This window comes from Nocardiopsis sp. NRRL B-16309, from assembly GCF_001279585.1.
Classification (GTDB): Bacteria; Actinomycetota; Actinomycetes; order Streptosporangiales; family Streptosporangiaceae; genus Nocardiopsis.
Map to the genome: position 1 here is coordinate 233,366 of NZ_LGEC01000114.1, position 26,143 is coordinate 259,508.

At 72.4% G+C, this 26,143-nt stretch carries 20 protein-coding genes; 14 read left to right on the top strand and 6 right to left on the bottom strand.

Annotated features, from left to right (window positions below):
* Positions 1–152: 152 nt before the first annotated feature.
* The 3 genes from msrB to ADL05_RS25515 all read left to right on the top strand — a co-directional run bounded on the left by msrB (position 153) and on the right by ADL05_RS25515 (position 2,322).
* On the top strand, positions 153–596 hold the full coding sequence (gene msrB, locus ADL05_RS25505) for a peptide-methionine (R)-S-oxide reductase MsrB (protein WP_053619545.1): 444 nt from the start codon (positions 153–155) through the stop codon (positions 594–596).
* 270 nt (positions 597–866) lie between these two features.
* A complete protein-coding gene (locus tag ADL05_RS25510; protein WP_053619546.1) occupies positions 867–1,535 on the top strand; it encodes a phosphatidylserine decarboxylase in 669 nt (222 codons plus the stop codon).
* A complete protein-coding gene (locus ADL05_RS25515) occupies positions 1,522–2,322 on the top strand; it encodes a phosphatidylcholine/phosphatidylserine synthase (protein ID WP_053619547.1) in 801 nt (266 codons plus the stop codon). Before ADL05_RS25510 ends, ADL05_RS25515 begins: the two co-directional genes overlap by 14 nt.
* Before the next feature lie 171 nt (positions 2,323–2,493).
* Here ADL05_RS25515 and hemQ read toward each other — a convergent pair whose 3' ends face one another.
* Positions 2,494–3,204 carry a hydrogen peroxide-dependent heme synthase gene (hemQ, locus tag ADL05_RS25520; RefSeq protein ID WP_053619548.1) on the bottom strand — a complete coding sequence of 237 codons (711 nt, stop codon included), beginning with the start codon at positions 3,202–3,204 and terminating at the stop codon, positions 2,494–2,496.
* Positions 3,201–4,667, bottom strand: coding sequence for a protoporphyrinogen oxidase (gene hemG / locus ADL05_RS25525; protein ID WP_053619549.1), 1,467 nt, complete (start codon positions 4,665–4,667; stop codon positions 3,201–3,203). The genes hemQ and hemG overlap by 4 nt, the downstream gene beginning before the upstream one ends.
* Positions 4,668–4,846: 179 nt before the next feature.
* Here hemG and ADL05_RS25530 point away from each other — a divergent pair, with 179 nt between their 5' ends.
* Positions 4,847–5,929, top strand: a complete 1,083-nt coding sequence (locus tag ADL05_RS25530; protein WP_369800995.1) for a DUF4349 domain-containing protein — start codon at positions 4,847–4,849, stop codon at positions 5,927–5,929.
* A 267-nt stretch (positions 5,930–6,196) separates the two neighbouring features.
* On the opposite strand, the gene hemE is transcribed toward ADL05_RS25530, so the two are convergent.
* The gene (hemE, locus tag ADL05_RS25535; RefSeq protein ID WP_082376894.1) at positions 6,197–7,234 is read right to left on the bottom strand and encodes a uroporphyrinogen decarboxylase; all 1,038 of its coding nucleotides are present in this window, start codon (positions 7,232–7,234) and stop codon (positions 6,197–6,199) included.
* A 281-nt stretch (positions 7,235–7,515) separates the two neighbouring features.
* Here hemE and ADL05_RS25540 point away from each other — a divergent pair, with 281 nt between their 5' ends.
* From ADL05_RS25540 to ADL05_RS25570, 7 genes are all read left to right on the top strand, one after another.
* On the top strand, positions 7,516–8,091 hold the full coding sequence (locus ADL05_RS25540; protein WP_053619794.1) for a DUF3000 domain-containing protein: 576 nt from the start codon (positions 7,516–7,518) through the stop codon (positions 8,089–8,091).
* Between the two features lie 64 nt (positions 8,092–8,155).
* Positions 8,156–9,418 carry a ribonuclease D gene (locus tag ADL05_RS25545; protein WP_231640906.1) on the top strand — a complete coding sequence of 421 codons (1,263 nt, stop codon included), beginning with the start codon at positions 8,156–8,158 and terminating at the stop codon, positions 9,416–9,418.
* A 336-nt stretch (positions 9,419–9,754) separates the two neighbouring features.
* Positions 9,755–10,813: a tetratricopeptide repeat protein gene (locus tag ADL05_RS25550; protein ID WP_053619795.1), complete on the top strand. Its 1,059-nt coding sequence runs from the start codon at positions 9,755–9,757 to the stop codon at positions 10,811–10,813.
* A 260-nt stretch (positions 10,814–11,073) separates the two neighbouring features.
* Positions 11,074–12,273, top strand: coding sequence for an acetyl-CoA C-acyltransferase (locus ADL05_RS25555; RefSeq protein WP_053619553.1), 1,200 nt, complete (start codon positions 11,074–11,076; stop codon positions 12,271–12,273).
* Positions 12,270–14,363, top strand: a complete 2,094-nt coding sequence (locus ADL05_RS25560; RefSeq protein WP_053619554.1) for a 3-hydroxyacyl-CoA dehydrogenase NAD-binding domain-containing protein — start codon at positions 12,270–12,272, stop codon at positions 14,361–14,363. Before ADL05_RS25555 ends, ADL05_RS25560 begins: the two co-directional genes overlap by 4 nt.
* Positions 14,364–14,411: 48 nt before the next feature.
* Entirely contained in the window at positions 14,412–14,852 is a 441-nt protein-coding gene (locus ADL05_RS25565; RefSeq protein ID WP_197285931.1) for a hypothetical protein, read from the top strand.
* A 125-nt stretch (positions 14,853–14,977) separates the two neighbouring features.
* Positions 14,978–15,439, top strand: coding sequence for a MarR family winged helix-turn-helix transcriptional regulator (locus ADL05_RS25570; protein WP_053619555.1), 462 nt, complete (start codon positions 14,978–14,980; stop codon positions 15,437–15,439).
* A 34-nt stretch (positions 15,440–15,473) separates the two neighbouring features.
* Here the strand turns inward: ADL05_RS25570 and ADL05_RS25575 are convergent, their stop codons facing one another.
* Together ADL05_RS25575 and ADL05_RS25580 are read right to left on the bottom strand one after the other, a co-directional pair.
* Positions 15,474–17,699, bottom strand: a complete 2,226-nt coding sequence (locus tag ADL05_RS25575; RefSeq protein WP_053619556.1) for an MMPL family transporter — start codon at positions 17,697–17,699, stop codon at positions 15,474–15,476.
* A 299-nt stretch (positions 17,700–17,998) separates the two neighbouring features.
* Positions 17,999–20,224, bottom strand: coding sequence for an MMPL family transporter (locus tag ADL05_RS25580; protein WP_053619557.1), 2,226 nt, complete (start codon positions 20,222–20,224; stop codon positions 17,999–18,001).
* 147 nt (positions 20,225–20,371) lie between these two features.
* Here ADL05_RS25580 and ADL05_RS25585 point away from each other — a divergent pair, with 147 nt between their 5' ends.
* Together ADL05_RS25585 and ADL05_RS25590 are read left to right on the top strand one after the other, a co-directional pair.
* Positions 20,372–21,166 carry a TetR/AcrR family transcriptional regulator gene (locus ADL05_RS25585; protein WP_053619558.1) on the top strand — a complete coding sequence of 265 codons (795 nt, stop codon included), beginning with the start codon at positions 20,372–20,374 and terminating at the stop codon, positions 21,164–21,166.
* Positions 21,167–21,255: 89 nt separating this feature from the next.
* A complete protein-coding gene (locus tag ADL05_RS25590) occupies positions 21,256–22,320 on the top strand; it encodes a neutral zinc metallopeptidase (protein ID WP_231640907.1) in 1,065 nt (354 codons plus the stop codon).
* A 672-nt stretch (positions 22,321–22,992) separates the two neighbouring features.
* Here ADL05_RS25590 and ADL05_RS25595 read toward each other — a convergent pair.
* Entirely contained in the window at positions 22,993–24,405 is a 1,413-nt protein-coding gene (locus tag ADL05_RS25595; protein ID WP_053619559.1) for an FAD-dependent oxidoreductase, read from the bottom strand.
* Positions 24,406–24,869: 464 nt separating this feature from the next.
* Between ADL05_RS25595 and ADL05_RS25600 the strand changes: the two genes are divergently transcribed.
* Entirely contained in the window at positions 24,870–26,138 is a 1,269-nt protein-coding gene (locus ADL05_RS25600; RefSeq protein ID WP_053619560.1) for an ABC transporter substrate-binding protein, read from the top strand.
* Positions 26,139–26,143: the final 5 nt, after the last annotated feature.

A 26,143-nucleotide genomic window follows, 5' to 3' on the forward strand; every position in this document is an offset into this window, starting at 1 on the left:
ACCCTGCACAATCCGCTCCGAACGTTGCGCAAAGTGAAGTTACGGGTATGTGGCCTCTAAGGATGATTTACCTGGCTTCGCGGATATCTGCGCACTTTGTCGCGCTTGGGGCCGTGGCAGCACGCGAGCACGATTCGGGGTAGCGTCTCACCATGGCTGACTCAGTGGATCCGACCCCGGGCACCAGCGGTGGGGCGGCACGCATTCCCCAGACCGACCAGGAGTGGCGCGAACGGCTCAGCGCCCAGGAGTACGCCGTACTCCGCCAGGCGGGTACCGAGCGCGCCTGGACCGGCGACTACGTCGACACCAAGACGGCCGGGGTCTACCGCTGCCGCGGGTGCGGGGCCGAGCTGTTCCGCTCCAGCGAGAAGTTCGACTCCCACTGCGGCTGGCCCAGCTTCTTCGACCCGGCCGACAGCGACGCCGTGACCCTGCACGAGGACACCTCGCTGGGCGCGGTGCGGACCGAGGTGCGGTGCGCCACCTGCGACTCCCACCTGGGCCACGTCTTCCGGGGCGAGGGCTACGCTACTCCCACCAACGCCCGGTACTGCATCAACTCCGTCGCCCTCGACCTGGAGCCGACGGAGTAGGTTGGCATACCATCCAGGTTCCGGGTCACGAGCCACGCCGACCACCGCCCCCGGTGGCCGGCGACGTCTCCGGCGGCCGCGCCACGGCCACGGCCGGATCAGGGATAATCACATGACGTGCGACCGGGTGCCCCCCAGCCCGGGGCGCACGGCGCGGACGGGCGGAAGCACCCGCACGCGCACCCGCCAGACCCGGCAGGCACCGGGTCGACCCCTCACAGCGGTACCCGATGTGCGGGCGACCAGACCGACCCGCGACGAAAGCGCTCGATGACCGACGACTCACCCTCCTCCTCCGCCTCCCCGCGTCCCGCGGCCAGGCCCAGACTCGGCATGGCACAGGGATCGGCCCCGTGGCTGGTCCCGTCCCTGGCCGCCGCCGGCGCCGCCGCCCTGGCCGCGCGCGGTTCCCGGGCCCGTACGGCGGCCGCCCTCCCCGTGGTCGCCCTCGCCGCGGGCATGACCTGGTTCTTCCGTGACCCCGAGCGGGGCCCGGCGACCGGTCGGGTGCTGTCCGCGGCCGACGGCGTCGTGCAGAGCCTCGACCCCCAGCCCGACGGGCGCCTCCGGGTCGCGGTGTTCATGAACCCCCTCAACGTGCACGTCAATCGTGCTCCCCTGGCCGGCGTGGTCACCGGCGTCGAGCACCGCCCCGGGGGTTTCCGCCCCGCATTCGACAAGGACAGCGAGCGTAATGAGCGCGTCATCTGGACCCTTGAAACCGAGATCGGTGAGGTCACGGTCGTTCAAATCGCCGGCGCGATGGTCCGGCGTATCGTCCCGTATCTCGCTGCGGGGCAGAAGGTCGAGCAAGGCGAGAGGATCGGTCTCATCCGGTTCGGGTCACGCGTCGACGTCTACCTTCCGACCGGGATCGCCCCGGCGGTGGAGGTCGGCCAGAAGGTCCGCGCCGGAGAAACCCGTCTTGACGCCGACTGACGGCGCGGTCCTTCCCCCACCGGCCGGAACGGCCGCTGAGACGGCTCCACGGCTGCGGCTGGGCCTGGCCGACTACCTCACCCTCGGCAACGCCCTGTGCGGCTTCCTGGCCGTCTGGGCGCTGGCCACGGCCCAGTCGGCGCACGCGGTCTCCGGGGCGGGCGGGCCGCTGCCGCACGCGGCCATGGCCACGGTCGTGGGCCTGCTGCTCGTGGCCGCGGCCCTGGACGTGCTCGACGGCCGTGTGGCGCGCAAGCTCGGCGGCAGCGGCATGGGCGCCGAGCTGGACAACCTCGCGGACGTGGTCAGCTTCGGCTTCGCCCCGGCGTTCTTCTTCGTCGTGTGGGGCATGCGGGCCGAGGGCCTGGAACCGTTCGCCGTCGTGGCGGGCGGCGCCGTGCTGCTCGCGGTGATCGTCCGGCTGGCCCGGTTCTCCTGCCAGGCCCCGGGATCGCACTACTTCACCGGCCTGCCGTGCCCCTTCGGCGCGATGGCCGTGGTGACGGTGGTCCTGCTCGACCCGCCGCCGCTGACGGGCGTGGCCGCGGTGCTGCTGATCTCCTGGCTGATGGTCAGCCGGATGGAGTACCCCAAGCCGCGCGGGCGCAAGGCCTACGCCGTCCTGGGCGTCCTCGCCGTCGGCGTGGCCCTGATGGCCGCCTGGGGTCTGGGGCTCCCGGCCGGGCAGTCGCTGATCTACCTGATGAGCGCCGCCGTGCTGGGCTTCATCGTGACGATCCCGTTCTACGTGCTGGCCACCCGCAGATCGGCCCGCGAGGACCTCTGAAGCACCAACGTGCGCCGGCCGGACGGTTTCCACCGTCCGACCGGCGCACGCGTGTGTCCGGGCCGACCCGCTCTCCGGGACCACAGGGGGTCGTTCGGAGTCCGGCCCGCCGTCAGCCCCAGGGGGTCGGCTCGGGCCAAAGCGAGGAACGGGCGGAGGCCCCAAGGAAAACTAGGGCAGGGCGTCGACCAGCTCCGCCACACTCCTGCGGCGACCGGTGTAGAACGGCAGCTCCTCGCGGGTGTGCAGGCGGGCCTTGGCGCCGCGCAGGTGGCGCATGAGGTCCACGATGCGGTGCAGTTCGTCGGCCTCGAAGGCCAGCAGCCACTCGTAGTCGTTCAGCCCGAACGACGACACGGTGTTCGCGCGCACGTCGGGGTAGGGCGCCGCCATGCGGCCGTGCTCGGCGAGCATCGCGCGGCGCTCGTCGTCGGGCAGCAGGTACCACTCGTAGGAGCGCACGAACGGATACACGCACAGGTGGTCGCGGGGCTCCTCCCCGGCCAGGAAGGCCGGAACGTGGCCGCGGTTGAACTCGGCCGGGCGGTGCAGGCCCACGACCGACCACACCGGGGTGCTCGCCTGGCCGACGCGGGTGCGCCGGAAGGCGGAGTAGGTCTCCTGGACCAGCTCGGAGCTGTCGGCCACCCACCAGAACATGATGTCGGCGTCGGCGCGGAACCCCTGGACGTCGTAGGTGCCGCGGGTGGTCACCCCGCGCTCGGCCGCCTTGTCGAGGAAGGTCCGCAGCTCGTCGGCGGCGGCGGCGCGGTCCAGGTCCTGGAGGGAGTCGACCTTGAAGACCGACCACATCGTGTAGCGGATGAGGGCGTTGAGGTCGGTGCCGTCCTGGTCGACGGCGGTGTTCTGCTGGCCCGTCACGGGTTGACTCCTTGTCGGTTCGGTCCGTCGGCGTCGCCGCCGCGGTGGGTGTGACTGTGCGTCTGGAGTGTGCCCGCCAGGTGCGCGGCCTCGCGGCCCGCGTCGGCGATGCACGCGGGGATGCCCACGCCACCGTAGGCGGCGCCGCACACCCCCAGTCCCGGGAGGCCGTGGACGGCCGAGCGCACGCGCTCGACCCGGTCGGCGTGCCCGACCGCGTACTGGGGCAGTCCGCCGGCCCACCGGGTGAGGCGGGTCTGCACCGGAGGCGCGGTCCGTCCGGTGACCGCGGCCAGGTCCGCGAGCGCGGCCGCCGTCAGCTCCTCGTCCGAGCGCTCCAGCGCCCCGTCGCCGGCCCGGCCGATGGAGCAGCGCACCACCACGAGGTCGTCGCCGGGGTTGGCGGCGGCGAGCTCCTCGGCGAGCCACGGCCACTTGTTGGTGGAGTAGGTCGCGGCCTTGATGGTGAGCCCCTCCCCCGCCGGAACGAGGAACCCGGTGCCGCTGAGCGGTTCGGGGAAGGCCGAGGCCTGGAAGGCGAAGGTCAGCAGCGCCATACCGGCGTACTCCACGCCCCGCAGCCCGTCGGCCGCCGCCGGGGCGTGGCCGGCGAGCAGCCGGGCGGCCTCGGGGGCCGGGCAGGCCAGCAGGACGCCGTCGCAGTCGAACGCCTCGCCGTCGTCCAGGTGCACCCTCCAGCCCCGGGCGTGCCGTTCCAGGGAGCGCGCGCGGGTGCCCGTGCGCACGTCCTTGCCCAACCGCTCGGCCAGGGCGGCGGTGAGCGTGGCCACGCCGCCGCGCAGGGAGGCGAACACCGGCCCGTCGGCCGTGGGGGCCGAACCCCGGCCCCGCAGACTCGTGTGCACGGCCCGCATGAGGGAGCGGTCGCGGCGGGCCATGGGGGCGATCTGGGGCAGGGTCGAGTCCAGGGACAGGCGGTCGGCGCGGCCGGCGTAGACGCCGCCGAGCAGGGGTTCGACGAGGCGGTCCACGACCTGGGCGCCCATCCGGACGCCCACGTAGGCGCCCACGGGCACGTCGCCGCGCACCGGGGTGCGCGGCCAGACCAGGTCGAGCCCGGCGCGCAGCGTCCCGGACCAGGTCAGCACCCCGCTGCGGGCGAGTTCGCGCAGGCTGCCCGGTACGCCCATCAGCTGGCCCTTGGGCAGCGGGCGGATCCGACCGCGGCTGTAGATCCCGGCGCCGCCGCGGCCGGGGTGCACGATCCGGTCGGACAGGCCCAGCTCGGCGAAGAGTTCCAGCGCCTCGGGGCGGCGTGCCAGGACCGACTCCGCGCCCGCGTCCACGGGGACGCCCGCGACGGCCGAGGCGTGCAGCTTCCCACCCGGGGTCCCGGCGGCCTCCAGGACGGTGACGGCGGTTCCGAGCCCGGTGAGGCGGTGGGCGGCGGTGAGTCCGGAGACCCCGCCGCCGACCACGACGACGTGCGGTGCTTCAGGCATGTACCCAGCTTTCCAGATGCTCCGGGTCACAGCGATCCGCACTGCCCGTTGGAGCCGGCCGAGGGCTCCCCGTGGGAACCGCCTCCACCGCGGCGTGTCCCAGCCGTTGCGGGGTCGTGACCGCGCGACCGCAACGGGCGCCGGAGCGGCTGCGTCCGAGGGACATGGATACTTCAGCGTTGCCCCCGGCGCGGTCCGTCGGGGTGGTGATCGCGGCCGGCCTGTCGGCCTGGCTGCTCGTCGCGTGCGGAGCGCCCGGAAGCGGCTCGTCCACGGACCGCTCCACCGAGGCCTACGCCCAGGGCGCCGCTCCGGAGGCGGCCCAGGACGAGGCGGCCGACAACGGGGCGGCCGAGGGCGGAGCCGCCGAGGAGGGCGCCGGGGACGGATCCGCCGAGGCGGGCACCGGCGCCGGTACCGACGTCGACGCCGAGGTGGAGGGGCGCGACCTCATCCACACGGCCGACCTGTCCGTGCGGGTGGACGACGTGGCCGAGGCGGCCGAGGCCGCCAAGGACATCGCCGTCGCGGCGGACGGGTACGTGGCCTTCGAGGAGCTGTCGACCCCGACGGGCGGCGCGCCCGAGGCCTCACTGACACTGCGCGTGCCCAACGAGGGGTACGAGGACGCCCTGGGCGATCTCGCCGAGCTGGGCGACCGGTCCAGCCTGGAGCGGTCGGTGGAGGACGTGACCGAGGAGGTCACCGACGTCGAGAGCCGGATCGAGTCGGCCGAGGCGTCGCTGGAGACCCTGCGCGGCTACCTCGACGAGGCCGAGGACGTCGACGACCTGTTGCAGGTGGAGCGCGAGATCCAGTCCCGGCAGGCGGAGCTGGAGTCGCTCCAGGCGCGGATGGAGTCGCTGAGCAACCTCACGGCCTACTCCACGGTGCACCTGCGGCTGATGCCGCCGGAGACCTACATCGAGGAGCCCGCCGAGGAGTCGATCGGGTTCCTGGGCGGGCTGGAACGCGGCTGGCTCTCACTGGTCTCGGTCGGCGAGGGGATCGCGGTGGCCGTGGGCTGGCTGCTGCCGTTCCTCGCGGTCATCGCGGTGATCGGCGCCGGCCCCCTCCTCTGGTGGCGCCGCCGTCGGCGGGCCGCCCGCGGGACCGGGGGCGCGGTGCGCCGCACCCCGTTCGGCCGCGGGCGCGCGAAGGCCGAGGGGCGGGGCGGCGGGTCGTCCGCGGCCACCGCCGAGCGCACGGACGAGGCGGGTCCGGACACCGGCGACGCGCCGGACGGAAGCGACGAGGGCTGACCCGCACGGCCACCGGGCCGTGAGCGGCACGGTGCCCGGTCACCCTCCGGGGGCGTGACCGGGCACCGGAGCACCCGCGGGGGTCGATCGGGCCGAAGCGGGAAGGGCCGCGCCGGAGGCGTCCGCTGAGGGTGGTGGCGGGCGACGGGGTGGGCACGAGCGGAGGCCCGGGAAGGGCACAGCGAGGGCCCGGAGTGCCCGGAGGTGCACTCCCTCGTTCCTCGGGAGTGCACCCGAGGGCGCGCAGACTCCGCCTGAAGTCCCCGTCTAGAGGCGCCCGACACTCTGCTCGTGCACGAACGCCGTCAGGCGCGTGAGGACCTCGGGGTCGGTGCTGGGCAGCACGCCGTGCCCGAGGTTGAAGATGTGGCCGTCGGCGGCGCGGCCGCGGTCCAGGATGTCGCGCGTGCGCTCGGCGATGACCTCCCAGGGAGCGAACAGGGTCGCCGGGTCCAGGTTGCCCTGGAGCGCGGTTCCCGGCTGGACGCGCTGGACGGCCTTGTCCAGCGGGACCCGCCAGTCGACGCCCACGACGTCGGCCCCGGCCTCGCTGAGCAGGCCGAGGAGCTCGCCGGTGCCCACGCCGAAGTGGATGCGCGGCACCTCGTACTCGCTGAGCTGGCCGAAGATCCACGAGGTGTAGGGCAGGACCGAGGTGCGGTAGTCCTCGGCGCTCAGCGCGCCGACCCAGGAGTCGAACAGCTGGACCGCGCTGGCCCCCGCCTCGATCTGGGTGCGCAGGAAGCCGAGCGTGATGGTGGCCAGGCGGCGCATCATCTCGTCCCACAGCTCGGGCTCGCCGTACATGAGCGCCTTGGTGTGCTCATGGTTCTTCGACGGCCCGCCCTCGATGAGGTAGGAGGCGAGGGTGAACGGCGCCCCGGCGAAGCCGATGAGCGGCTTGTCGCCCAGTTCACCGGTGAGGCGGCCGACCGCCTCGGTGACGAAGGGCAGGTCGTCCGGCTCGATCTCGCGCAGGCGCTTGATCCCGGAGGCGTCGCGCACGGGGTCGGCCACGACCGGTCCGACCCCGGGCTTGATGTCGAGGTCGATGCCGATCGCCTTGAGCGGGACGACGATGTCACTGAAGAAGATGGCGGCGTCGACGTCGTAGCGGCGCACCGGCTGCATCGTGATCTCGGTGATCATGTCGGGGCGCGCGCAGGCCTCGAGCATCGGCACGTCGGCGCGGACCCGTCGGTACTCGGGCAGGGAGCGTCCGGCCTGGCGCATGTACCACACCGGCGTGTGGTCCACCGGCAGGCGCCGGCAGGCGCGGAGGAATGGAGAGTCTTGAAGCGTCACTCCTCGATCGTGCCATGCCCTCCGCCGTACTCCGACTCGGACCGGCCGTCCGGGGAAGGCCGGGAGGGGCCGCGCGGGCGCGATCCGGGGCGGCCCAGCGGTTCCGGGTCCCAAGATCATCACAAAACCCCGACACGCCGTGCCATCTGCGGCCACCACGCGGTGACTCGTGCCACGGTCGAAGGCGTGCCCACCCCTTCGTCCGCGGGGGGAGAACCGGGGATATCCGGACGAGCCCGCCAGGACGTGATCACCACACAATGAAGGCTGACGTTCCCACCATGCCCGATGTCGGAAGTGCCGAGAACGCGCACGAGACGTTCCGGCGAGCGGTCGAGGCCCTGCACGGCGCCCGTGTCCGCCCCGAGATCACCGTGCGGGAGATTCCCGCCCCCCAGCGGCTGGCCCCCCACACGGCCGCGGTCTCGGCCGAGGTCAGCGTGCGCGACGAGGAGATCGCCTGGGGACGCCTCATCCTCCTGTACGACCCCGAGGGCGTACGGGACTGGCCGGGGCCGTTCCGCGTCGTCTGCCAGGTCAACTCCGAACTGGAGTCGGACATCGCCACCGACCCCCTGCTGGGACCGGTCGCCTGGAGCTGGCTGACCGACGCCCTGGACGCCGAGGGGGCCTCGCACCACACGTTGAGCGGCACGGTCACGCGTGCCACGACGGAGGGATTCGGCACGAAGTCGGGCGAGGGTTCGACCACGGAGGTGGAGATGCGCGCCTCCTGGACACCGGAGGCCGACGACCTGTCACCGCACGTCAGCGCGTGGTTGGGGCTCCTGGCCTCGGCCTCGGGGCTCCCGCCCCTGGACGTGGCCGACATCGCCAGGCAGCGCTCACGGCCCTGAGCACGCGTGCCGTGCCCCGACGGCCGAATCGGCGTTCGGTGGTGACAGCGCATACCGTAGTGGTGTGGCGAACGCGTTGAACTCCAAGACAGACTCCCGCGAACCAGGCGACGACGACGCTGAGAGGGCGCCCCTGCTGCGGGAACCGCGCGAGGGCCTGCCCGAGGTCACCTCCGACGCAGACGCGCTGGCCGGTGTGGTCACGGCCCTGTCGGCCGGGTCCGGCCCGGTCGCGGTGGACGCCGAGCGCGCCTCCGGCTACCGGTACGGCCAACGCGCGTATCTGGTGCAGCTGCGCCGGGAGGGTTCGGGGTCGGCACTGATCGACCCCGTCGCCTGCCCCGACCTGAGCGCCCTCAACGACGCACTGGACGGCGCCGAGGTGGTCCTGCACGCCGCCCACCAGGACCTCCCGTGCCTGTCCGAGGTCAACCTGCGCCCGGCGCGGCTGTTCGACACCGAGCTGGCGGGCCGGCTGCTGGGCTACCAGCGGGTCGGCCTGGGCTTCATGGTCGAGCGCCTGCTGAACGTCCGCCTGGCCAAGGAGCACTCGGCGGTGGACTGGTCACAGCGCCCGCTGCCCGAGGACTGGCTGCGCTACGCGGCGCTGGACGTGGAGATCCTCATCGAGTTGCGCGACGCCCTGGAGCAGGAGCTGGCCGAGACCGGCAAGCTGGAGTGGGCCCGGGAGGAGTTCGCGGCGGTGCTGGCCGCGCCGCCCAAGGAGCCGCGGGCCGATCCCTGGCGCCGCACCTCGGGGATCCACCGGGTGCGCAACCAGCGGGCCCTGGCCGCCGTGCGCGAGCTCTGGTACGAGCGCGACAGGATCGCCCAGGAGCGGGACGTCTCGCCCGGCCGGGTGCTGCCCGACGCGGCGATCGTGGAGGCCGCCTCGACCATGCCGCGCACCACGGCCGAACTGGCCGCGATCCGGCAGTACGGCATCAAGCTCGCGCGCCGCTACCTGACCACGTGGATGAGGGCGATCAACCGGGCGCGCGACATGGAGCAGGCGGATCTGCCACGGCCCAACGCCCCCGGCGACGGGCCTCCCCCGGTGAACCGGTGGGCGGACCGCGCCCCGGAGGCGGCGCGGCGGCTGGAGGCGGCGCGTGCGACGGTGACGGGCATCGCCGAGGACGTCGTCATGCCGACGGAGAACCTGCTGCTGCCGGACACGGTCCGGCGCCTGGCCTGGTCGCCACCCGAGACGGTCGACCCCGAGTCCGTGGCCGCGTTCCTGCGGGAGCGCGGGGCGAGGGACTGGCAGGTCGGGCTGACCGCCGAACCCCTGACCACGGCTCTGCTCGGAGCCGAGCAGGAGTAGGACGGGTCGTCGGCGGGTAGGCCCGTCGCCGTCGGCGGGCGATCCGTCGGGGGCGGAGGGCTGGATGACCGCCCGGCGGTGCGGTGGTGCGGCGAACACCACCTGGCCGGAGAGTGGACAAAACGTAGCTGGTACCCCCAGCGGCCACATCCAACCCAAACGTGACCGAAGTCACGGACCATTGAGGGTGGTTCACGCCTGGTCCGTGGCCTCGTGTCCGATTAAGTTATAGAAACGTGCCCCGACGTTCTCGGGCGCGTGAGGATCATTCGGGTTTGCGACCGACCGTCGGCGATCACGGCCACGGCGTTCGATCAGGGAGATGTGGTGAGTCTGCTGTCGTTCTGGCGTGCCCTCGTACGCGGCACCCGCCTGGCGGGTCTGTCCGCCCAGCGGTCGGCCGGCACCGCACGTGCCGCCTCCGGCGAGCGCGCCCAGGATTGGGGCGAACACGCCGACACCGCCATGACCGAGGAACAGGTGACGGGCGCCTCCGTCGCTCCGGTCCGGGCCCCCGCCCCCAAGCGCCTGCCCGCGCCGAGCGCGACGCACGCCGTCGCCGAGCCCGCGGACGGGACGACGCGTGTCGTCTCCCGCTCGGCCCAGCCGCACGTCCCCACGGCGGGGATGCGCGCCGCCTCCCTGGAGCGGACGCTGCGCTCCCTGGTGGAGCGCCTGGGGACGGAGCACCCGGACACGATCACCGCGCGCAACAACCTCGCGACCAAGTACGCGCAGATGGGTCGCCGCCAGTCGGCGGTGCAGCAGTTCGAGCTGGCCCTGGCCGAGGCCGTCTCGGTCTACGGCGACGAGCACCCGCGCACCGAGATCATCCGCGAGAACCTCGCCTGGGCCTACGAGGACGCCGGGCGTCCCGCGGAGGCGGCGAGCCAGTGGGAGGTCCTGCTGGGCGAGCGGGAGAGCCAGTTCGGCACGGCCGACGCCGACACCGTGGAGGCACGGATCCGGCTGGCGGTGTGCCTGCGGCGCAGCGGGCGCCCGGAGGCGGCCGTGGAGCACTACGAGCAGGCGATCCGGGACGTGTCCTCGACCGAGCGCCGCGAGGAGCTGCGCCTGGGCCTGAGCGCCGCTCTGAGCATGACGGGCGGCGCGGAGGCCGCCATCGACCAGCTGCGCCTGGTCCTGGCCGCGCGGCGGCGACGCCTGGGCAAGGGCCACCTGGACACCCTGTCGGTGCACCACCGGCTGGGGCGGGCCCACACACAGGCGGGCCGGCCCGACGAGGCGGTCGACGTGCTGCGCGAGGCCTACCGGGTGGCGCTGAACTCCTCGGGCGACCCGGAGGTGCGGCGGCTGACCATGCGGCTGCGCCGGGACCTGGCGGGCGCCTACAACGCGGCCGGCCGCCACCGGGAGGCCAACGCCCTGCTGTGACCCCGCGGGACGGCCGCGGAGCGCCGACGGGTACGCGGGAGCCACCCCGCCCGCACGGCGCGCCGTCGGCGGTATCCCGGACAGGAGCACCTCGAACGCCCCCGACACCGAGCCGCGTGTCGGGGGCGTTCGCGTGCCCGGGAGGGGGAGGATGCGGGTTCGGTCCGCGTTCGTGGCCCCCTCCCACTCGCGGAACTTGTTACTGGCGAGTAGCATGAACGCATCGAGTCCGTTCACATCTTGGAGAAGGAGGGCCCATCGTGCCGCGAACAGCCCGCGATGTCGTGTTTGTCGACGGGGTCCGCACCCCGTTCGGCAAGTCAGGCAAGGGCCTCTACGCCGAGACACGCGCCGACGACATGATCGTCCGTGTCATCCGCGAACTGATGCGCCGCAACCCGGGCCTGCCGCCCGAGCGCATCGACGAGGTCGCCATCGCCGCCACCACCCAGATCGGTGACCAGGGCCTGACGATCGGGCGCAGCGCCGCGATCCTCGCCGGTCTGCCGAAGAGCGTCCCCGGCTACGCCATCGACCGCATGTGCGCCGGTGCGCTCACGGCCGTCACCACCTCCGGCGCGGGCATCGCCTTCGGCGCCTACGACGTCGTGATCGCCGGCGGTGTCGAGCACATGGGCCGCCACCCCATGGGTGAGGGCGTGGACCCCAACCCGCGCTTCCTCTCCGAGAAGCTGGTCGACCCCAGCGCCCTGGTCATGGGCAACACCGCCGAGAACCTGCACGACCGGTTCCCGACCATCACCAAGGAGCGCGCCGACGCCTACGCGGTGCGCAGCCAGGAGAAGGTCGCCAAGGCCTACGCCGACGGCAAGATCCAGCCCGACCTGGTCGAGATGCTGGTCCGCTCCCTGGAGCAGGGCTACGGCCTGGCCACCCAGGACGAGCCGCCGCGGCCCGGCACGAGCATGGAGTCGCTCGCCGGCCTCAAGACCCCGTTCCGCGCCCACGGCAACGTGACGCCCGGTAACGCCGCCGGCCTCAACGACGGCGCCACCGGTGCCATCCTGGCCGCCGAGGACGTCGCCGCGGAGCTCGGCCTGAGCTCCAAGATGCGCCTGGTCGACTTCTCCTTCACCGGTGTCGAGCCCGAGGTCATGGGTGTGGGCCCGGTCCCGGCCACCGAGAAGCTGCTCGCCCGCCAGGGCCTGGGCATCGACGACATCGGCCTGTTCGAGATCAACGAGGCCTTCGCCGTCCAGGTGCTCGCCTTCCTGGAGCACTTCGGCATCGCCGACGACGACGCGCGCGTCAACCCGTGGGGCGGCGCGATCGCCCTCGGCCACCCGTTGGCCTCCTCGGGCGTGCGCCTGATGATGCAGCTCTCGCGCCTGTTCGCCGAGCGTCCCGACGTCCGCTACGGCCTGACCACCATGTGCGTGGGCATGGGCATGGGCGGAACCGTCCTGTGGGAGAACACCAACTACGAGGGGGGCAAGTGAGCACCGCCATCGAGCAGGCACGGGAACTGTTCAGCGACGAGGTCGTCACCAACGCGATCTCGCGTGACGTCGAACTCCCCTACGGCGCCGGCACGGCCGTCCTGATCACGCTGGACAACGGCCACGACCACACCAAGCCGAACACGTTCGGCCCCGGCGGCCTGCTGAGCCTGGACGCCCAGATCGAGGCGGCCCGGGCGCGCACCGACATCGTGGCCGTGGCGATCACGGGCAAGCCGTTCATCTTCGCCGTCGGCGCGGACCTGACCGGTGTGCCCAAGATCCAGACCCGCGAGCAGGCGCACGCCATCGGCAAGCTGGGGCACGACGTGTTCCGCAAGCTGGGCGAGCTCGACGTACCGACGTTCGCTCTGGTCAACGGCGCGGCGATGGGCGGCGGCACCGAGGTGGCGCTGCACTGCACGTACCGCACCATCTCCTCGGGCGTCCCGGCGCTCGCGCTGCCGGAGGCCTTCCTGGGGCTCGTCCCGGGCTGGGGCGGCACGTACCTGCTGCCGCACCTGATCGGCGCCGAGAAGGCCCTGAAGCTGATCGTCGACAACCCGCTCGCCCAGAACAAGATGATCAAGGGCAGGCAGGCGTTCGAGATGGGCATCGCCGACGCGATGTTCGAGCCCGCCGACTTCGTCGAGGAGTCCCTGCGCTGGGCCGCCCAGGTCATCAAGGGCGACGTCACCGTGGAGCGCCCCGAGGTCGACAAGGGCGAGGCCTGGGACAACGCGGTCAACATGGCCCGGTTCGTGGTCGAGGGCAAGCTGCACGGCGCCGCCCCGGCCCCGGTCCGCGCGGTCGAGCTGGTCGCCGAGGCCAAGAACCGCACGCGCGACGAGGGCTTCGCCGCCGAGGACGACGCGCTGGCCGACCTCATCATGAGCGACGAGCTCAAGTCGGGCCTGTACGCCTTCGACCTGGTCCAGAAGCGCGCCAAGCGCCCCGCGGGCGCGCCCGACAAGTCGCTGGCCCGCAAGGTCACCAAGGTCGGCGTCGTCGGCGCCGGTCTGATGGCCGGGCAGCTGGCGCTGCTGTTCGCCCGTCGCCTGGACGTGCCGGTCGTCATGACCGACCTGGACCAGGAGCGCCTGGACAAGGGCGTGGACTACGTCCACGGCGAGGTCGACAAGCTCCTGAAGAAGGGGCGCATCAACGGCGACAAGGCCAACCACCTCAAGGCCCTGGTCACGGGTTCGCTGACCAAGGACGCCTTCTCGGACGCCGACTTCGTCATCGAGGCCGTCTTCGAGAAGATGGAGGTCAAGCAGCAGGTCTTCGCCGAGGTGGAGGCGGTCGTCTCCCCGGAGGCGATCCTGGCCACCAACACCTCGTCGCTTTCCATCACCGAGATGGCGTCCAAGCTCCAGCACCCCGAGCGGGTCGTGGGCTTCCACTTCTTCAACCCGGTCGCCGTCCTGCCGCTGCTGGAGATCATCCGCGGCGAGCGGACCGACGACGCCGCGCTGGCCACGGCCTTCGGCACGGCGCGGAAGCTGAAGAAGACCGCGGTGCTGTGCAAGGACGCTCCGGCGTTCGTCGTCAACCGCCTGCTCACCCTGTTCATGGGCGAGGTGCTGGGCGCGGTGGGCGAGGGCACCGAGCCCGAGGTCGCCGACCGCGCGGTCGCGCCCCTGGGCCTGCCGATGTCGCCGCTGATGCTGCTCCAGCTGGTCGGCCCGGCGGTGGCGCTGCACGTGTCCGAGACCCTGCACGAGGCGTTCCCCGAGCGGTTCGCGGTCTCGTCCGAGCTCGCCGAGATCGTGAAGGAGGGCAAGACCGCGATCTTCGCCCCCGACCTCACGATCGACCCGGAGGTCAAGAAGCTCTTCAGCGGTGGCGACCAGCCCTCCGAGGAGAGCGAGATCCTGGAGCGGGCGCTGCGCGCGCTGGCCAGGGAGATCCGGATCATGCTGGACGAGGGTGTCGTGGCCGAGGCCGCCGACATCGACCTGTGCCTGATCACGGGCGCGGGCTGGCCGTTCCACACGGGCGGCATCACGCCGTACCTGGACCGCGCCGGCGTGTCCGAGGCCGTCAACGGCAAGCGGTTCCACGAGGGCGACCCGAAGGCGCTCTAGCCTCGCCGAACCCCTGGACGGGCCCGGTCGCCATCGGCGACCGGGCCCGTGACGTTTCCCCACGAAGACGACACCGTCTCCGCCTGCCCCACGCTGGGCGTGCTGTCGGCCGCCGCCCACGGAACGAAGAAGTCGGACGTCCTGGAGGCCCTCCACACGGGCCTCGCCGCGATCGACCCCGAAGACGCGGCGAAGTACATTGGATACTCGCTGCACCTGCTCGCCGACACCGATGGACAGAAGGCACTGGAGGCGCTCATGATGGCGGACACCTACGAGTACAGCAGCACCTGGGCCGACAGCCTCAGGGCCGAAGGCGAGGCCAGGGGCGAGGCCAAGGCGGTTCTGCGGGTTCTCGCGAGGCGCGGCGTCGAGGTGCCCCAGGAAGCGCGCGAGCGCATCAGCCGGTGCACGGACGAGGAGACCCTCGGCGCGTGGCTGGACAGGTCAGTGACCGCGGCGACCGTGGACGAACTGTTCGCCGAGTAGGTCCGCGTACGTGAACGGGTCCGGCCGCCGCGGGCGACCGGACCCGACCATGACCCGATCCGATGATTATAGGATTGAACTATAGTCAAGCATTTTGATTGATCAGCGGATCTGGGGACCGAGCGATGAACAATGCCGCCGAATGGGAGACCCCCCTGTGGCACATGACCGGCTTCCGGCTGATCAAGCTGGGAGAACTGGTCCAGGCGACGACCGCCGAGGTCTTCGGCTCTTTGGAGATCACCTCGCGCCAGTTCCACGTGCTGTCGGCCGCCGCGTCCCTGCCCACGCCCTCGCAGAAGGAACTGAGCCGGGTGCTGGGCGTGGACCCCAACGTGATGGTCGGCGTCGTCGACGACCTGGAGGCCCAGGGGCTGGCCGAACGCGTCCGCAACCCCCAGGACCGGCGGCGCTACATCGTCACCCCCACGGACAAGGCCCGGCGCCTGCTGGAGGAGTCCTACGCCGTCGTGGCCGCGGCCGAGAAGGACCTGTTCGCCTCGCTGTCGGACCAGGAGCGCGCCGACCTGCACGAACTCGCCGGGCGCATGCTCACCGCCAACCCCCGGGTGACCAAGCACGAGTAGGCGGGCGCGCCGCCCCGGCGCACCCCCGGTCCCGTCAGCCCTCCCTGATCCCGTACCGTTCCTGGAACCGCTTGAGCGGCGCCGGCGCCCACCAGTTGGCCCGCCCGGCCAAGCGCATGAACACCGGGACCAGGACGGCGCGGATGAGCGTGGCGTCCACCAGGATCACCACGGCCATGCCGACCGCCAGCATCAGCAGGTAGAGGACGCTGGAGGACGCGTAGGTCGCGAACGACGCCGCCAGGATGACCGCGGCGGCGGTCACCAGCGGGCCGCTGCGCTGCAGGCCCGCCGCGACGGCGCCCGTGGTGTCGCCGGTCGTGTCGTACTCCTCCTTGATCCTGGACATCATGAACACCTCGTAGTCCATGGACAGGCCGAAGGCGATGCAGAACATCAGGATCGGGAACGTCGTCTCCAGGGTCCCGTTGGCGGTGAACCCGAGTACGCCCGACAGGTTGCCCTCCTGGAAGATCCACACGATCACGCCGAACATCACCGCCAGGCTGAGCACGTTGAGCACGATCGCCTTGGCGGGCAGCAGCACGCTGCCGGTCATGAGGAACAGGATGACGAACGTGATCGCGAGGATCAGCCCGAACACCAGCGGCACCTGGCCCAGCAGGGCCTCGCGGAAGTCGGTGAGGTCGGCCGGGTAGCCGCCGATCTCGGTCTCGGCCGGGGCCGGGACGTCACGGATGCGGTCAATGAGCCCGGCCACGTCGTCCAGTGCCTCGGCCTCGGGCACGACGGAGAACCAGGTCGCCTCGGCCGAGCCGAACCGCTCGACCGCGTCCGGCTGCGGGCCGGACAGCGCGCGGCCGTCGGCGTAGCCGCCGGTCAGGGCGTCCACCTGGTGGACGCCCTCCACCTCCGACAGCGCGGTCGCGTACGCGTCGATCTCGGCCGCGTCGGCCTCCCGCCCCGGCAGGTCGGTCAGGACCTGGACGGCGTCCATCTCCTCCTGGGCGAAGTCCGCCTCGATCCGGTCCTGCACGTCGCGGCTGGAGGTGCCCTGCGGCAGCACGCGCGCGTCGGGCAGTCCGAAGTCCAACTGGACCACGGGCGAGGCGAGCAGCAGGACCAGGCCCAGCGCCGGGATCCCGTACAGCAGGGGTCGGCGCATCATCCGCAGCGACATGGTGTGCCACCAACCGCTGTCCGCGCGCGGCTCACGTTTGGGCCGCACGCGGTGGCCGACCTTGGCCAGGGCCGCGGGCAGGATCACCAGCGCCGCGAACACCGAGGTCAGCACGACCCCGACCCCGGCGTAGGCGAAGGACCGCAGGAAGGGGAAGGGGAAGAGCACCAGGCAGGACAGCGCGACCGCGACGGTCAGGCCGCTGAAGGCCACCGTGCGCCCGGCCCGGGCCACCGAGATCCGTACCGCCTCGGGGACCGCGCGCCCCCGGGCCAGCTCCTCGCGGAAGCGGTTGATGACGAACAGGCTGTAGTCCACGCCGAGCCCGATGCCCATGACCAGGGTGAGGTTGGCGGCGAACGTGGACACGTCGGTGAGGTAGGTGACCCCGCGCAGCAGGGCGAGCGTGGTGACCACGGAGAAGAGGCCCATGGCCAGCGTCAGGGCGGCCACGGAGACCCGCCGGTAGAGGACCAGCAGCAGGACGAACACGAGCGGGAGGATGATCAGCTCGGCCCGCACGAAGTCGGCCTGGGCCTGCGCGGCCGCCTGGCGGAACACCTCGTCGCCGCCGCCGACCGCCACGCTGATGACGTCGTCCCGCCGGGTGAAGTCCGGGGAGATCTCGGCGAGCGCGGTACGGGCCTCGGTGACGGTGCCCTCCATGCGCACGGTCACCAGCGCCTGGGTGCCGTCCTCGGAGCGCATGGCGGGCGAGTCGCCGCGCGACCAGTACGACGCCACCTCCGCCACGCCCTCGCGTGCGGCCAGCTCCCGCTCCACGGCGGTCGCCGCCTCGGCCACCGCGTCGTCGTCGACCGTGCCCTGGCGGGCGGTGACCAGTAGCAGGAAGTGGTGCTTACCCGTGCCGAACTCCGTTTCCAGGGCCTCCTCGACGCGCAGCGACTCCGAGCCCGGGCTCTCGAACCGGCTGAGCAGCAGGCGGTCCATCGTGCCGACCGCCAGCAGGAGGCCGACGAGCGCCAGGACGGCGCTGAGCACGATCACCCGCCCGGGGCGGCGCGCCACTCCCCCGCCGAGTCGGGAGAGGAGCCCGGGGCGCTCCGGCGGCGCCGCCGTCCGGGCGGGGGGCGGCTGTGTCGACGGTGACGTGGTCATGTCCTGCCTTCCAGGGTCAGAAGGTGCGGGCGTGCGGCCCAGGGGCGGGCCGACCCTCGGCGGCACCGTACTATATGTAACTCCTATGAATAGGGTGCGTGATAATATGCTTCACATACTGTTTACCCTGACGCACGGACAGCCCGAGGGAGGCGGTCACGGCCCCGAACGGCGACCGCCCCCGAACCGGCCCCGGGGATGACACACGTCGGCCCGCGCCGGAAGGATCCGGCACGGGCCGTCCGCGACCTCGGGCGGGCGCGGGCCTCAGCGCCCGCCGCCCCGCTCGTCACGCCGCGTCAGATGCGCTCCAGCTCCCGGCCGCGGCGCTCCCGCGCGGTGGGCGCCTCCGGTTCGTCCTCCTCGCCCCCGCCCTCCGAGATGCCGATGCGGTCGTGCACCCACCGCAGCGGCCGCGGCAGCCACCAGTTGGCGCCGCCGAGCAGGCGCATCGTGGCCGGCACCATCACGGCACGCACGAGTGTGGCGTCCACGACCACGGCCAGCGCCAGGCCGATCCCGATGACCTTCAGGAACAGCAGGCCGGAGGTTCCCATCGCCAGCAGGACCACCACGAGCAGCAGCGCCGCGCTGGTGATGATCCGCCCCGTGCGCTGCAGGCCCAGCGCCACCGACGCGGTGTTGTCCCCACTGCGCAGGTACTCCTCACGCACCCGGCTGAGCAGGAACAGCTCATAGTCCATCGCCAGGCCGAAGGAGACGATGGTGATCAGGACCAGGTAGGTGGGGTCGATCGTGCCGACGGCGTCGAACCCGAGCACGGCCGCGAAGCCGCCCTCCTGGAAGCCCCACACGACCAGCCCCAGGGACGCGCTCAGCGACAGGGCGCCCATCAGGACCGCCTTGACCGGCAGCACCACGGACCCGAAGGCGAGGAAGAGCAGCAGCAGGGTCGCCGTGGCCACGAAGGCGACCGTGACGGGCACCGACTCGACGATCGACGCGACGTTGTCCGTCTGCATGGCGGCCACTCCGCCCACCAGGGACTCCTCGGCGCCCTCGGGCAGCGGTTCGGACCGCACGTCGGCGACCAGGCCCTCGATCTCCGGCGAGTCCGACTCGCCCTCGTAGGCGACCAGGACGTGCGCGATGCCGTCCCCGGTGCGCTCCACCGAGGCCAGGGCGGCCTCGGGCAGGTCCGCCAGCCGTTCGGCGTAGTCCGCCAGGTCGTCCTCGGCGACGTCGCCGACCACCGCCACGTGCAGCCGCCCCAGGCCGCCCGCGGGGAAGTCGTCGGCCAGCGACTCGGTCGCGATCCGGCTCCCGGCGTCCTCGGGCAGGTAGCGCTGGTCGGTGGAGCCGAGCTGGGCCGAGGCCAGCCCCGAGCTGAGGACGAGGAGCACGCCGCCGACCGCGACCAGCGAGACCGCGGGGCCGCGCATCACCGTACGGGCCAGCCGGGCCCAGCCCCCGGCCCGCTCGTGCACGGCGCCGGTGAGGGTGCGGCGCGGCAAAGGGATGCGCAGGCTGTCGATCCGGGACCCGACCACGGACAGCAGCGCGGGCAGGAAGACGAGTGCGGCGATCAGGTCGAAGGCCACGACGGCGATACCGCCCCAGCCGATCGACTGCAGGATCGGCTGGGGGAAGAAGAGCAGGCCCGCGAAGGCGATGCCCACGGTGACGCCGGAGAAGGCCACCGTGCGGCCCGCGGTGTCCACGGTCCGGCCCACCGCCTCGGCGATCGACCGGCCGCGGCCGGTCTCCTCCCGGAACCGGCTGACGAGGAAGAGTCCGTAGTCGATCGCCAGGCCCAGGCCGAGGATGGTGGCGACGTTGATCGCGAACACCGACACGTCGGTGACGTAGGTCAGGGCGCGCAGGGCGGTGAGGGAGCCGAGGATGGCCAGTCCGCCGACGGCCAGGGGCACGAGCCCCGCGATGAGGCCCCCGAAGATCAGCACGAGCAGGAGCAGCAGGATCGGCAGCGTGACCAGTTCGGCGCGCACGACGTCGCTCTCGGCCGTGGCCGAGAGTTCGCTCTCGACCGCGACGGGACCGCCCAGGTGGACGTCGAGCTGACTGGACTCCAGGACCTCGGCGACCTCGTCGTACTGGTGGAGGCGCTCGGTGTGGTCCGCGCCGGACAGGGTGACCGGCACGTAGGTGGCGTGCATGTCCTCGGAGACGAGCATGCCGCGCTCGGTCTCGCCCAGGTCCTCGTCGAGGTAGGTGTCGGCCTCGGCCACGGCGTCCTCGGGCAGCGCGTCCACGACCCGCTGCACGGCCGCCGCGAAGGACGGGTTGTCCACGCGCATCTCGTCACTGCGGTAGACCGCGACGACGTCGACGTCATCGTGGCCGAGTTCGTCCTCCAGGAGCCGCACGGCCCGCGACGACTCCGAGTCGGGGTCCTCGAAGCCGCTCTCGCTGACATCGGAGAAGACCGCCGAGCCCCAGACCGCGGCGAAGACCGCGAAGAGCGCCGTGGCGACCAGGACCCACCAGCGGCGTCGGTGGGCGGCCAGCCCCAGGCGCCCGAAGATCCCCATGTGTGTGCGCATGCGTCGCCCTCCGCGAACGGTCTTCGTGTGGGTGAACAGTGTGAGCTAACGGTGTTCACTAAAGCGTTCGGGCGTTACGATGTCAATGTCGCATTGTCGAGTCACGCGCCACCGACCGGCGCGTGGAGACGGGGTGTTCCGCAGCACATGACCACACCGCAGGTCCCGGCGCCACCGACGGGCACGAGCCCCCTCACCCGGAGGGAGCGTGTGCGCGAAGCCACACTCCTGGAGATCAAGGAGACCGCCCGGCGCCACCTGGTCGAGCACGGCCCCGCGGGCGTGTCCCTGCGCGCCGTCGCCCGCGAGATGGGGATGACCGCCCCCGGCCTGTACCGCTACGTTCCCGGGATCGACGCCCTGCTCGTGGCCGTCACCGCCGACCTCTTCGACGAACTGGCGTCCGCCGTCGCCGCCGCGGACGCCGGCGTCCCCGACCACGACACCGACCAGCGCATCCTCAGCTCCCTGCGCGCGTTTCGCTCGTGGGCGACCACGCACCGCGCGGAGTTCGCGATCATGTTCGGGCCGCGCACGGCCCCCGAGGCCGACATCACCCCCGCGGTGGAGGCGGGCCGCCGGTTCGGCGCCACGTTCTTCACGCTCTTCGACCGGCTGCTGGCCGAACGGCGCTTCCCCCTGCCCGACGACGCGAGCGTTCCCGACGACCTCGCGCGGGAGCTGCGCTCGTTCGCGGACACCTGCGGGATCTGGACCGACCACATTCCCGTGGCCGCCGTCCAGGTCCTCGCCTCGTGCTGGGTGCGGCTGTACGGGGTGGTGTGCATGGAGGTCTTCGAGCACATGCACTTCGCCATGCACGACATGACGCCGCTGTTCGAGGCCGAGCTGTTCGACGTCCTGACCGGGCTGGGCGTGCGCTACACACCGCCCGGCGACGGGGGCGGCACGGCCGCGCGTCCGAGCGACTCGTCGGATTAGGCCCCATACTGGAGTTCTGCGACACTTGCCGGATTCGCGCGCCGAACCGGCCAGCCCGGTGCGTCGGAACGATAGCGAGGACAGACCCCGTGGAGAACCGACCCGGCGGCGGCGAACCGCCCGGGGCCGTGCCCTCCGGCCCGCAGGGCCCCGGCCCCGCAGCCCAGGCCCCGCGGCCCGCCCCGCCCGCGTACCCGGCCCCGCCGCAGGGCTACGGCGCCTTCCAGCCGCCCGCCTGGCACCTGCCGCCCGCGCCGCGGCCGGTGCCGCCGCCTCCCGCGCCCCCGTCCGGTCAGAGCGGCGCGGGCGTGCTCTTCGGCGCGGGCGTGGCCGCCGCGGTCGCGCTGTCCGCCCTGGCCGCGAGCGTCCTGATCGTCGTCACGACCCCGCGCGAGGAGCCACCCACCGGAGGGACCGACCTGTCGGTCCACTACGACGACGCCCTGGCCGCGCCGCCCAACCCGGTCACGGTGGACCTGGCCGACCACCCCCTGTACGAGTCCGCCATGCCGGAGCCCGTGGACTGCGAGACCCCCGAGCTGCGGTCGGAGTCCGACGAGTCCTGGGAGGAGTTCGCGACCGCGGCCGGCGGCTGCCTGGAGGAGCTCTGGGCACCGGTGCTGACGGATCTGGGCCTGACGGCCGAGGCACCGGACTTCGCGGTCACCACGGAGTCGCCGGATCCCGCCGACGCCGAGGGTTACACGCTCGCCTACTACGAGGGCGACTTCACCCGGATCACCGTGGTCCTGCCGAACGTGCGCGAACTCGGCGCCCAGGTGCTCCCGGACGAGCGCGAGCAGGTGTGGCTGGCCCTCATGGGACACGAGTACGGCCATCACATCCAGTACGCCACCGGCATCCTGCGCATCAGCCACGACCTGCGCACGTCCGCCACCAGCGAGGCCGACGAGCTCGACGCCCTGCGCCGGACCGAGCTCCAGGCCGAGTGCATGGCGGGGATCGGGCTCCGCGGGATCACCGACGGCGGCGCCGACACCCTCGAAGTGGTCAACGCCAACTTCAACGGCGGCGGCGACCTGCCCACGCACGGAACCGCGGTCAACCGGGCCTTCTGGATGGAACAGGGCTGGTCGCAGCCGACCGTGGGCAGCTGCAACACCTACGGCGCCGACGACGACCAGGTCCTCTGACCGAGCACGTGCACCGGAAGGCGCGCCCCGTCTACCGGCCGCCGTGCCCCGCCCCTGGGCGGCGAAGGTGAACGGCCTTCTCACAGGAACCACAGGGGGTTGGTCGGGCCGAAGCGAGGAACGAGCAAGGCAGTAGCGACGACGAAGGCCCCGGCGTGAAGCGCCCCGAACCACCGGGCCAAAGGAGGACCGCGCCGCAGGCGTCCGTTGAGGGTGGTGGCGGGCGACGGTGTGGGAACGAGCGGCGGCCCAAAGAAGGCACGGCCCCGTCTACCGGCCGCCCTGCCCCGCCCCCAGGCGGCGAAGGTGAACGGCCCCTCTCGCGGGGACCACAGGGGGGTTGGTCGGGCCAAAGCGAGGAACGAGCGGAGGCCCAAAGAAAGCACGGCGAGGGCGCCGACGGGTCCTGGAGTGGCTGGAGGTGCACTCCCGAGGAACGAGGGCGTGCACCGGAAGGCGCGAAGGCCCCGTCTACCGGGCGCCGTGCCGCGCCCCCCGGGGGGTGAAGATGAGCGGCCGCGCGCACGGGACCACAGGGGGGTTGGCCGGGCCAAAGCGAGGAACGAGCGGAGGCCCAAAGAAAGCACGGCGAGGGCGCCGACGGGTCCTGGAGGGCCTGGAGGTGCACTCCCGAGGAACGAGGGCGTGCACCGGAAGGCGCGAAGGCCCCGTCTACCGGGCGCCCGAGCGCCGGGCCGCCTCGCGATAGGCGTCCCAGCCGTGCAGTTTCACCCGTTCGCCGCGCTCCAGGTCGCGGGCCTGGTCGGCCTCGGCCGTGTCGATGCGCAGCCAGTCCTGGTAGTCGTAGTGCGCGAGCCCGCGCTCGTCCAGCAGCCGCTCCAGCGGTACCGTGTCCGGGCTCGCGGCCAGCAGGGCGTCGGAGTCGGCGAGCAGGGACCGGACGGTGGCGGCGGCGTCGGACTTGTTGGTCCCGATCACCCCCGTGGCGCCGCGCTTGATCCACCCGGCGACGTAGTCGCCCGGGACCACCGCTCCCTCGGCGTCCAGCACCCGTCCGTCCTCCTGCGGCACCGTGCGCCGCCGGTCGTCGAAGGGCACGCCCTCCAGGGGCACCCCGGCGTAGCCCACCGAGCGCAGCACCATCCCGGCGTCGAGGTCGGTGGTCCGGCCCGTGCCCTCGATCCGCCCCTCGGCGTCCAGGCGGGTGTGCTCGACCCGGACGCCGTGCACCCGGTCCGTGCCCAGGATCCGCACTGGGCGCGACCAGAAGTGCAGGTGGACGCTTCGGGGCAGTCCCCTGGGCGCTCGCCCGGCCAGCTCGGAGAGCAGGCGGAGGTTGGTCCGCGCGGCGCGGGAGACGTCGCGCAGCTCCGGGCCGCCGCTGCCCACCTGGGCCGGGTCGATGTCGACCTGGTCGGCGCGCACGTGGACGTCGGCGCCGGGCAGGTCGAGCAGGTCGCGCAGCTCCGGAGCGGTGAACCGGGCCTGGAGGGGGCCGCGGCGGGCCAGCAGGTGGACCTCGCGTACGCGGCTGGCGGCCAGGACGTCCAGGACCGGCTGGGGGATGTCGGTGTGGCGCAGCTCGTCGGCGGTCTTGGCCAGGATGCGCGCCACGTCGAGGGCGACGTTGCCCGCGCCGACCACCACCGCCCGCTCGGCGTCCAGGACGAACCGCTCCAGCTCGCTGTCGGGGTGGCCGCAGTACCAGTTGACGAAGTCCGTGGCGGCGACGCTTCCGGGCAGGTCCTCCCCCGGCACGCCCAGGCGGCGGTCGACGCTCGCGCCGGTCGCGTAGACCACGGCGTGGTAGACGCGCGAGAGGTCCTCGCGGGAGAGGTCGGTGCCGAACTCCAGGCCGCCCACGAAGCGCACCTCGGGGCGTTCCAGGACGGTGCGCAGCGCGCGGGCCACGCCCTTGATCTTGGTGTGGTCGGGGGCGACGCCGTAGCGCACGAGTCCGTAGGGCGTCGGCAGGCGGTCCATGACGTCGACCCGGACGGGGACACGTGTCTGCCGGGTCAGGGCGTCGGCCGTGTAGACGCCCGCCGGTCCGGAGCCGATGACGGCGACGCGCAGCGGACCGGCGCCGTCGGTGCGCGGCCGCTCGGGTGCGGGTGAGGTCATGGCGCCATTGTCGCAGCCATGGCGGCGGAGCGGCCCGTAACGCTCGGGCGGCGAGCACGCCGAGCCAACTTAAAACGTATTAACCATCTGCTCGCCCGCGCGCCGACGGACTCCTCAGCGGTGGACGCCGATGTGATCCACTTCATTGCGATCAGGTAACAGGAAAGCCGCCTGCCAGAAACCGCGACAACGCTCCCCACCTGGTACGACAGGCCCCCTACCGACCTTCGCGCACCACCGGGGCGCCACCCGACCTCCGCCGTTCACTCGGCCCCAGGGTCTTGTCCACCCGGCATTAAGACGTTTAAATCCAAGGACGCACCGGACTCGGACACCCCTCGGAGCCCGATCCGCGTGCTCCACCAACCGAGGAGCCTCCCACCAGCCACCCCCCAGGTTTTGGAAAGCGCTTGCTCACCATTGAGCGACGTGTGTCCGGACCTGGCCAGACGAGAGAGATCCACGTGAAGAAGACACCGGTCGCGGTCACCGCGCTGGCCCTGACCCTCCTGGCGACCGCCTGCGGCGGCTCGGGCTCGGAGGACGGCGAGACCACCCTGCGCTTCGCCATCTGGGGCAGCGACGAGCGCTACGAGATCGTCCAGGGCGCCGTCCAGGCGTTCATGGACGACAACCCCGGCATCCAGGTCGAGACGACCGTCGCCGAGTACGACGCCTACTGGCAGCGGATGAACACCGAGATGGCCGGCGGCAACGCCCCCGACGTGTTCCTCATGAGCGACCGGCACCTGCGCGAGTACACCGGACGCAACGTCGTGATGGACCTGGCACCGCACGTCGGCGAGGGCGTGCGCACCGACGACATCACCCCCGAGGTCATGGGGCTGGGCACCGACGGCGACCACCTGTGGGGCCTGCCGATGAGCCAGATCACCATCACCATGCCCTACAACCCGGGGTTGTGGGAGGAGGCCGGGGCCGAGGCCCCCGAACTCGGCTGGACCTGGGACGACTACCTCGAAGCCGCCCAGACCGTCTCCGAGCACACCGACGAGGACGTCTACGGCGCCAGCGACTTCGGCGGCATCGAGTCCTGGTTCAAGGTCTACCTCAGCCAGAAGGGCAAGTCCCTCTACACCGAGGACGGCGAGCTCGGCTACACCGCCGACGACGTCGTCGAGTGGTGGGAGATGGCCACGGAGTTCCGCGAGGCCGGGGCCACGACCCCGGGCGAGATCACCAACGACACCACCGCCGGATCGCCCATGGTCCAACGCCACTCGGCCTCGGAGTTCACCCCGGACTCGACCTTCGCGCCCGACCAGGCCGACGAGTTCGACGGCGACTTCGCCCTCGCCCCGCTCCCCCAGGCCGACTCCCTCGGCCTGTACGCCGAGCCCGCCATGCTCATCAGCGCCAGCGCCCGCACCTCCCACGAGGAGGAGTCCCTGGCCCTGATCGACTACGTCGTCAACGAGCCCGCCGCCGCGGAGGCGCTGGGCATGACCTTCGGCCTCCCCGCCAACCAGACCAACCGCGAGCACATCTCCGGGGACCTGGAGGGCGCCTGGCAGCAGGTGTACGAGTACGAGGAGCTGGTCGGCCCCGAGCTCAAGGAGGGTCCGCCCGCCCCGCCGCAGGGCGCCAGCGCCCTGTTCGACCTCTTCACGGCCTACTACGAGGACGTCATGTTCGACCGGGCCGACCCGGAGGAGCAGGCGCGCGCCTTCTACGCCGAGGCCGAGCAGGTCATCGCCGACAACCAGGACTGAACGGC

Excerpts from the sequence above, each read along its gene's own strand:
- ADL05_RS25540 (WP_053619794.1), top strand. The coding sequence starts at position 7,516 with ATGCCCGATGTCGGAAGTGCCGAGAACGCGCACGAGACGTTCCGGCGA.
- ADL05_RS25575 (WP_053619556.1), bottom strand. The coding sequence starts at position 17,699 with ATGACCACGTCACCGTCGACACAGCCGCCCCCCGCCCGGACGGCGGCG.
- ADL05_RS25580 (WP_053619557.1), bottom strand. The coding sequence starts at position 20,224 with ATGCGCACACACATGGGGATCTTCGGGCGCCTGGGGCTGGCCGCCCAC.
- ADL05_RS25595 (WP_053619559.1), bottom strand. The coding sequence starts at position 24,405 with ATGACCTCACCCGCACCCGAGCGGCCGCGCACCGACGGCGCCGGTCCG.
- hemG (WP_053619549.1), bottom strand. The coding sequence starts at position 4,667 with ATGCCTGAAGCACCGCACGTCGTCGTGGTCGGCGGCGGGGTCTCCGGA.
- ADL05_RS25570 (WP_053619555.1), top strand. The coding sequence starts at position 14,978 with ATGAACAATGCCGCCGAATGGGAGACCCCCCTGTGGCACATGACCGGC.
- ADL05_RS25510 (WP_053619546.1), top strand. The coding sequence starts at position 867 with ATGACCGACGACTCACCCTCCTCCTCCGCCTCCCCGCGTCCCGCGGCC.
- msrB (WP_053619545.1), top strand. The coding sequence starts at position 153 with ATGGCTGACTCAGTGGATCCGACCCCGGGCACCAGCGGTGGGGCGGCA.
- ADL05_RS25585 (WP_053619558.1), top strand. The coding sequence starts at position 20,372 with ATGACCACACCGCAGGTCCCGGCGCCACCGACGGGCACGAGCCCCCTC.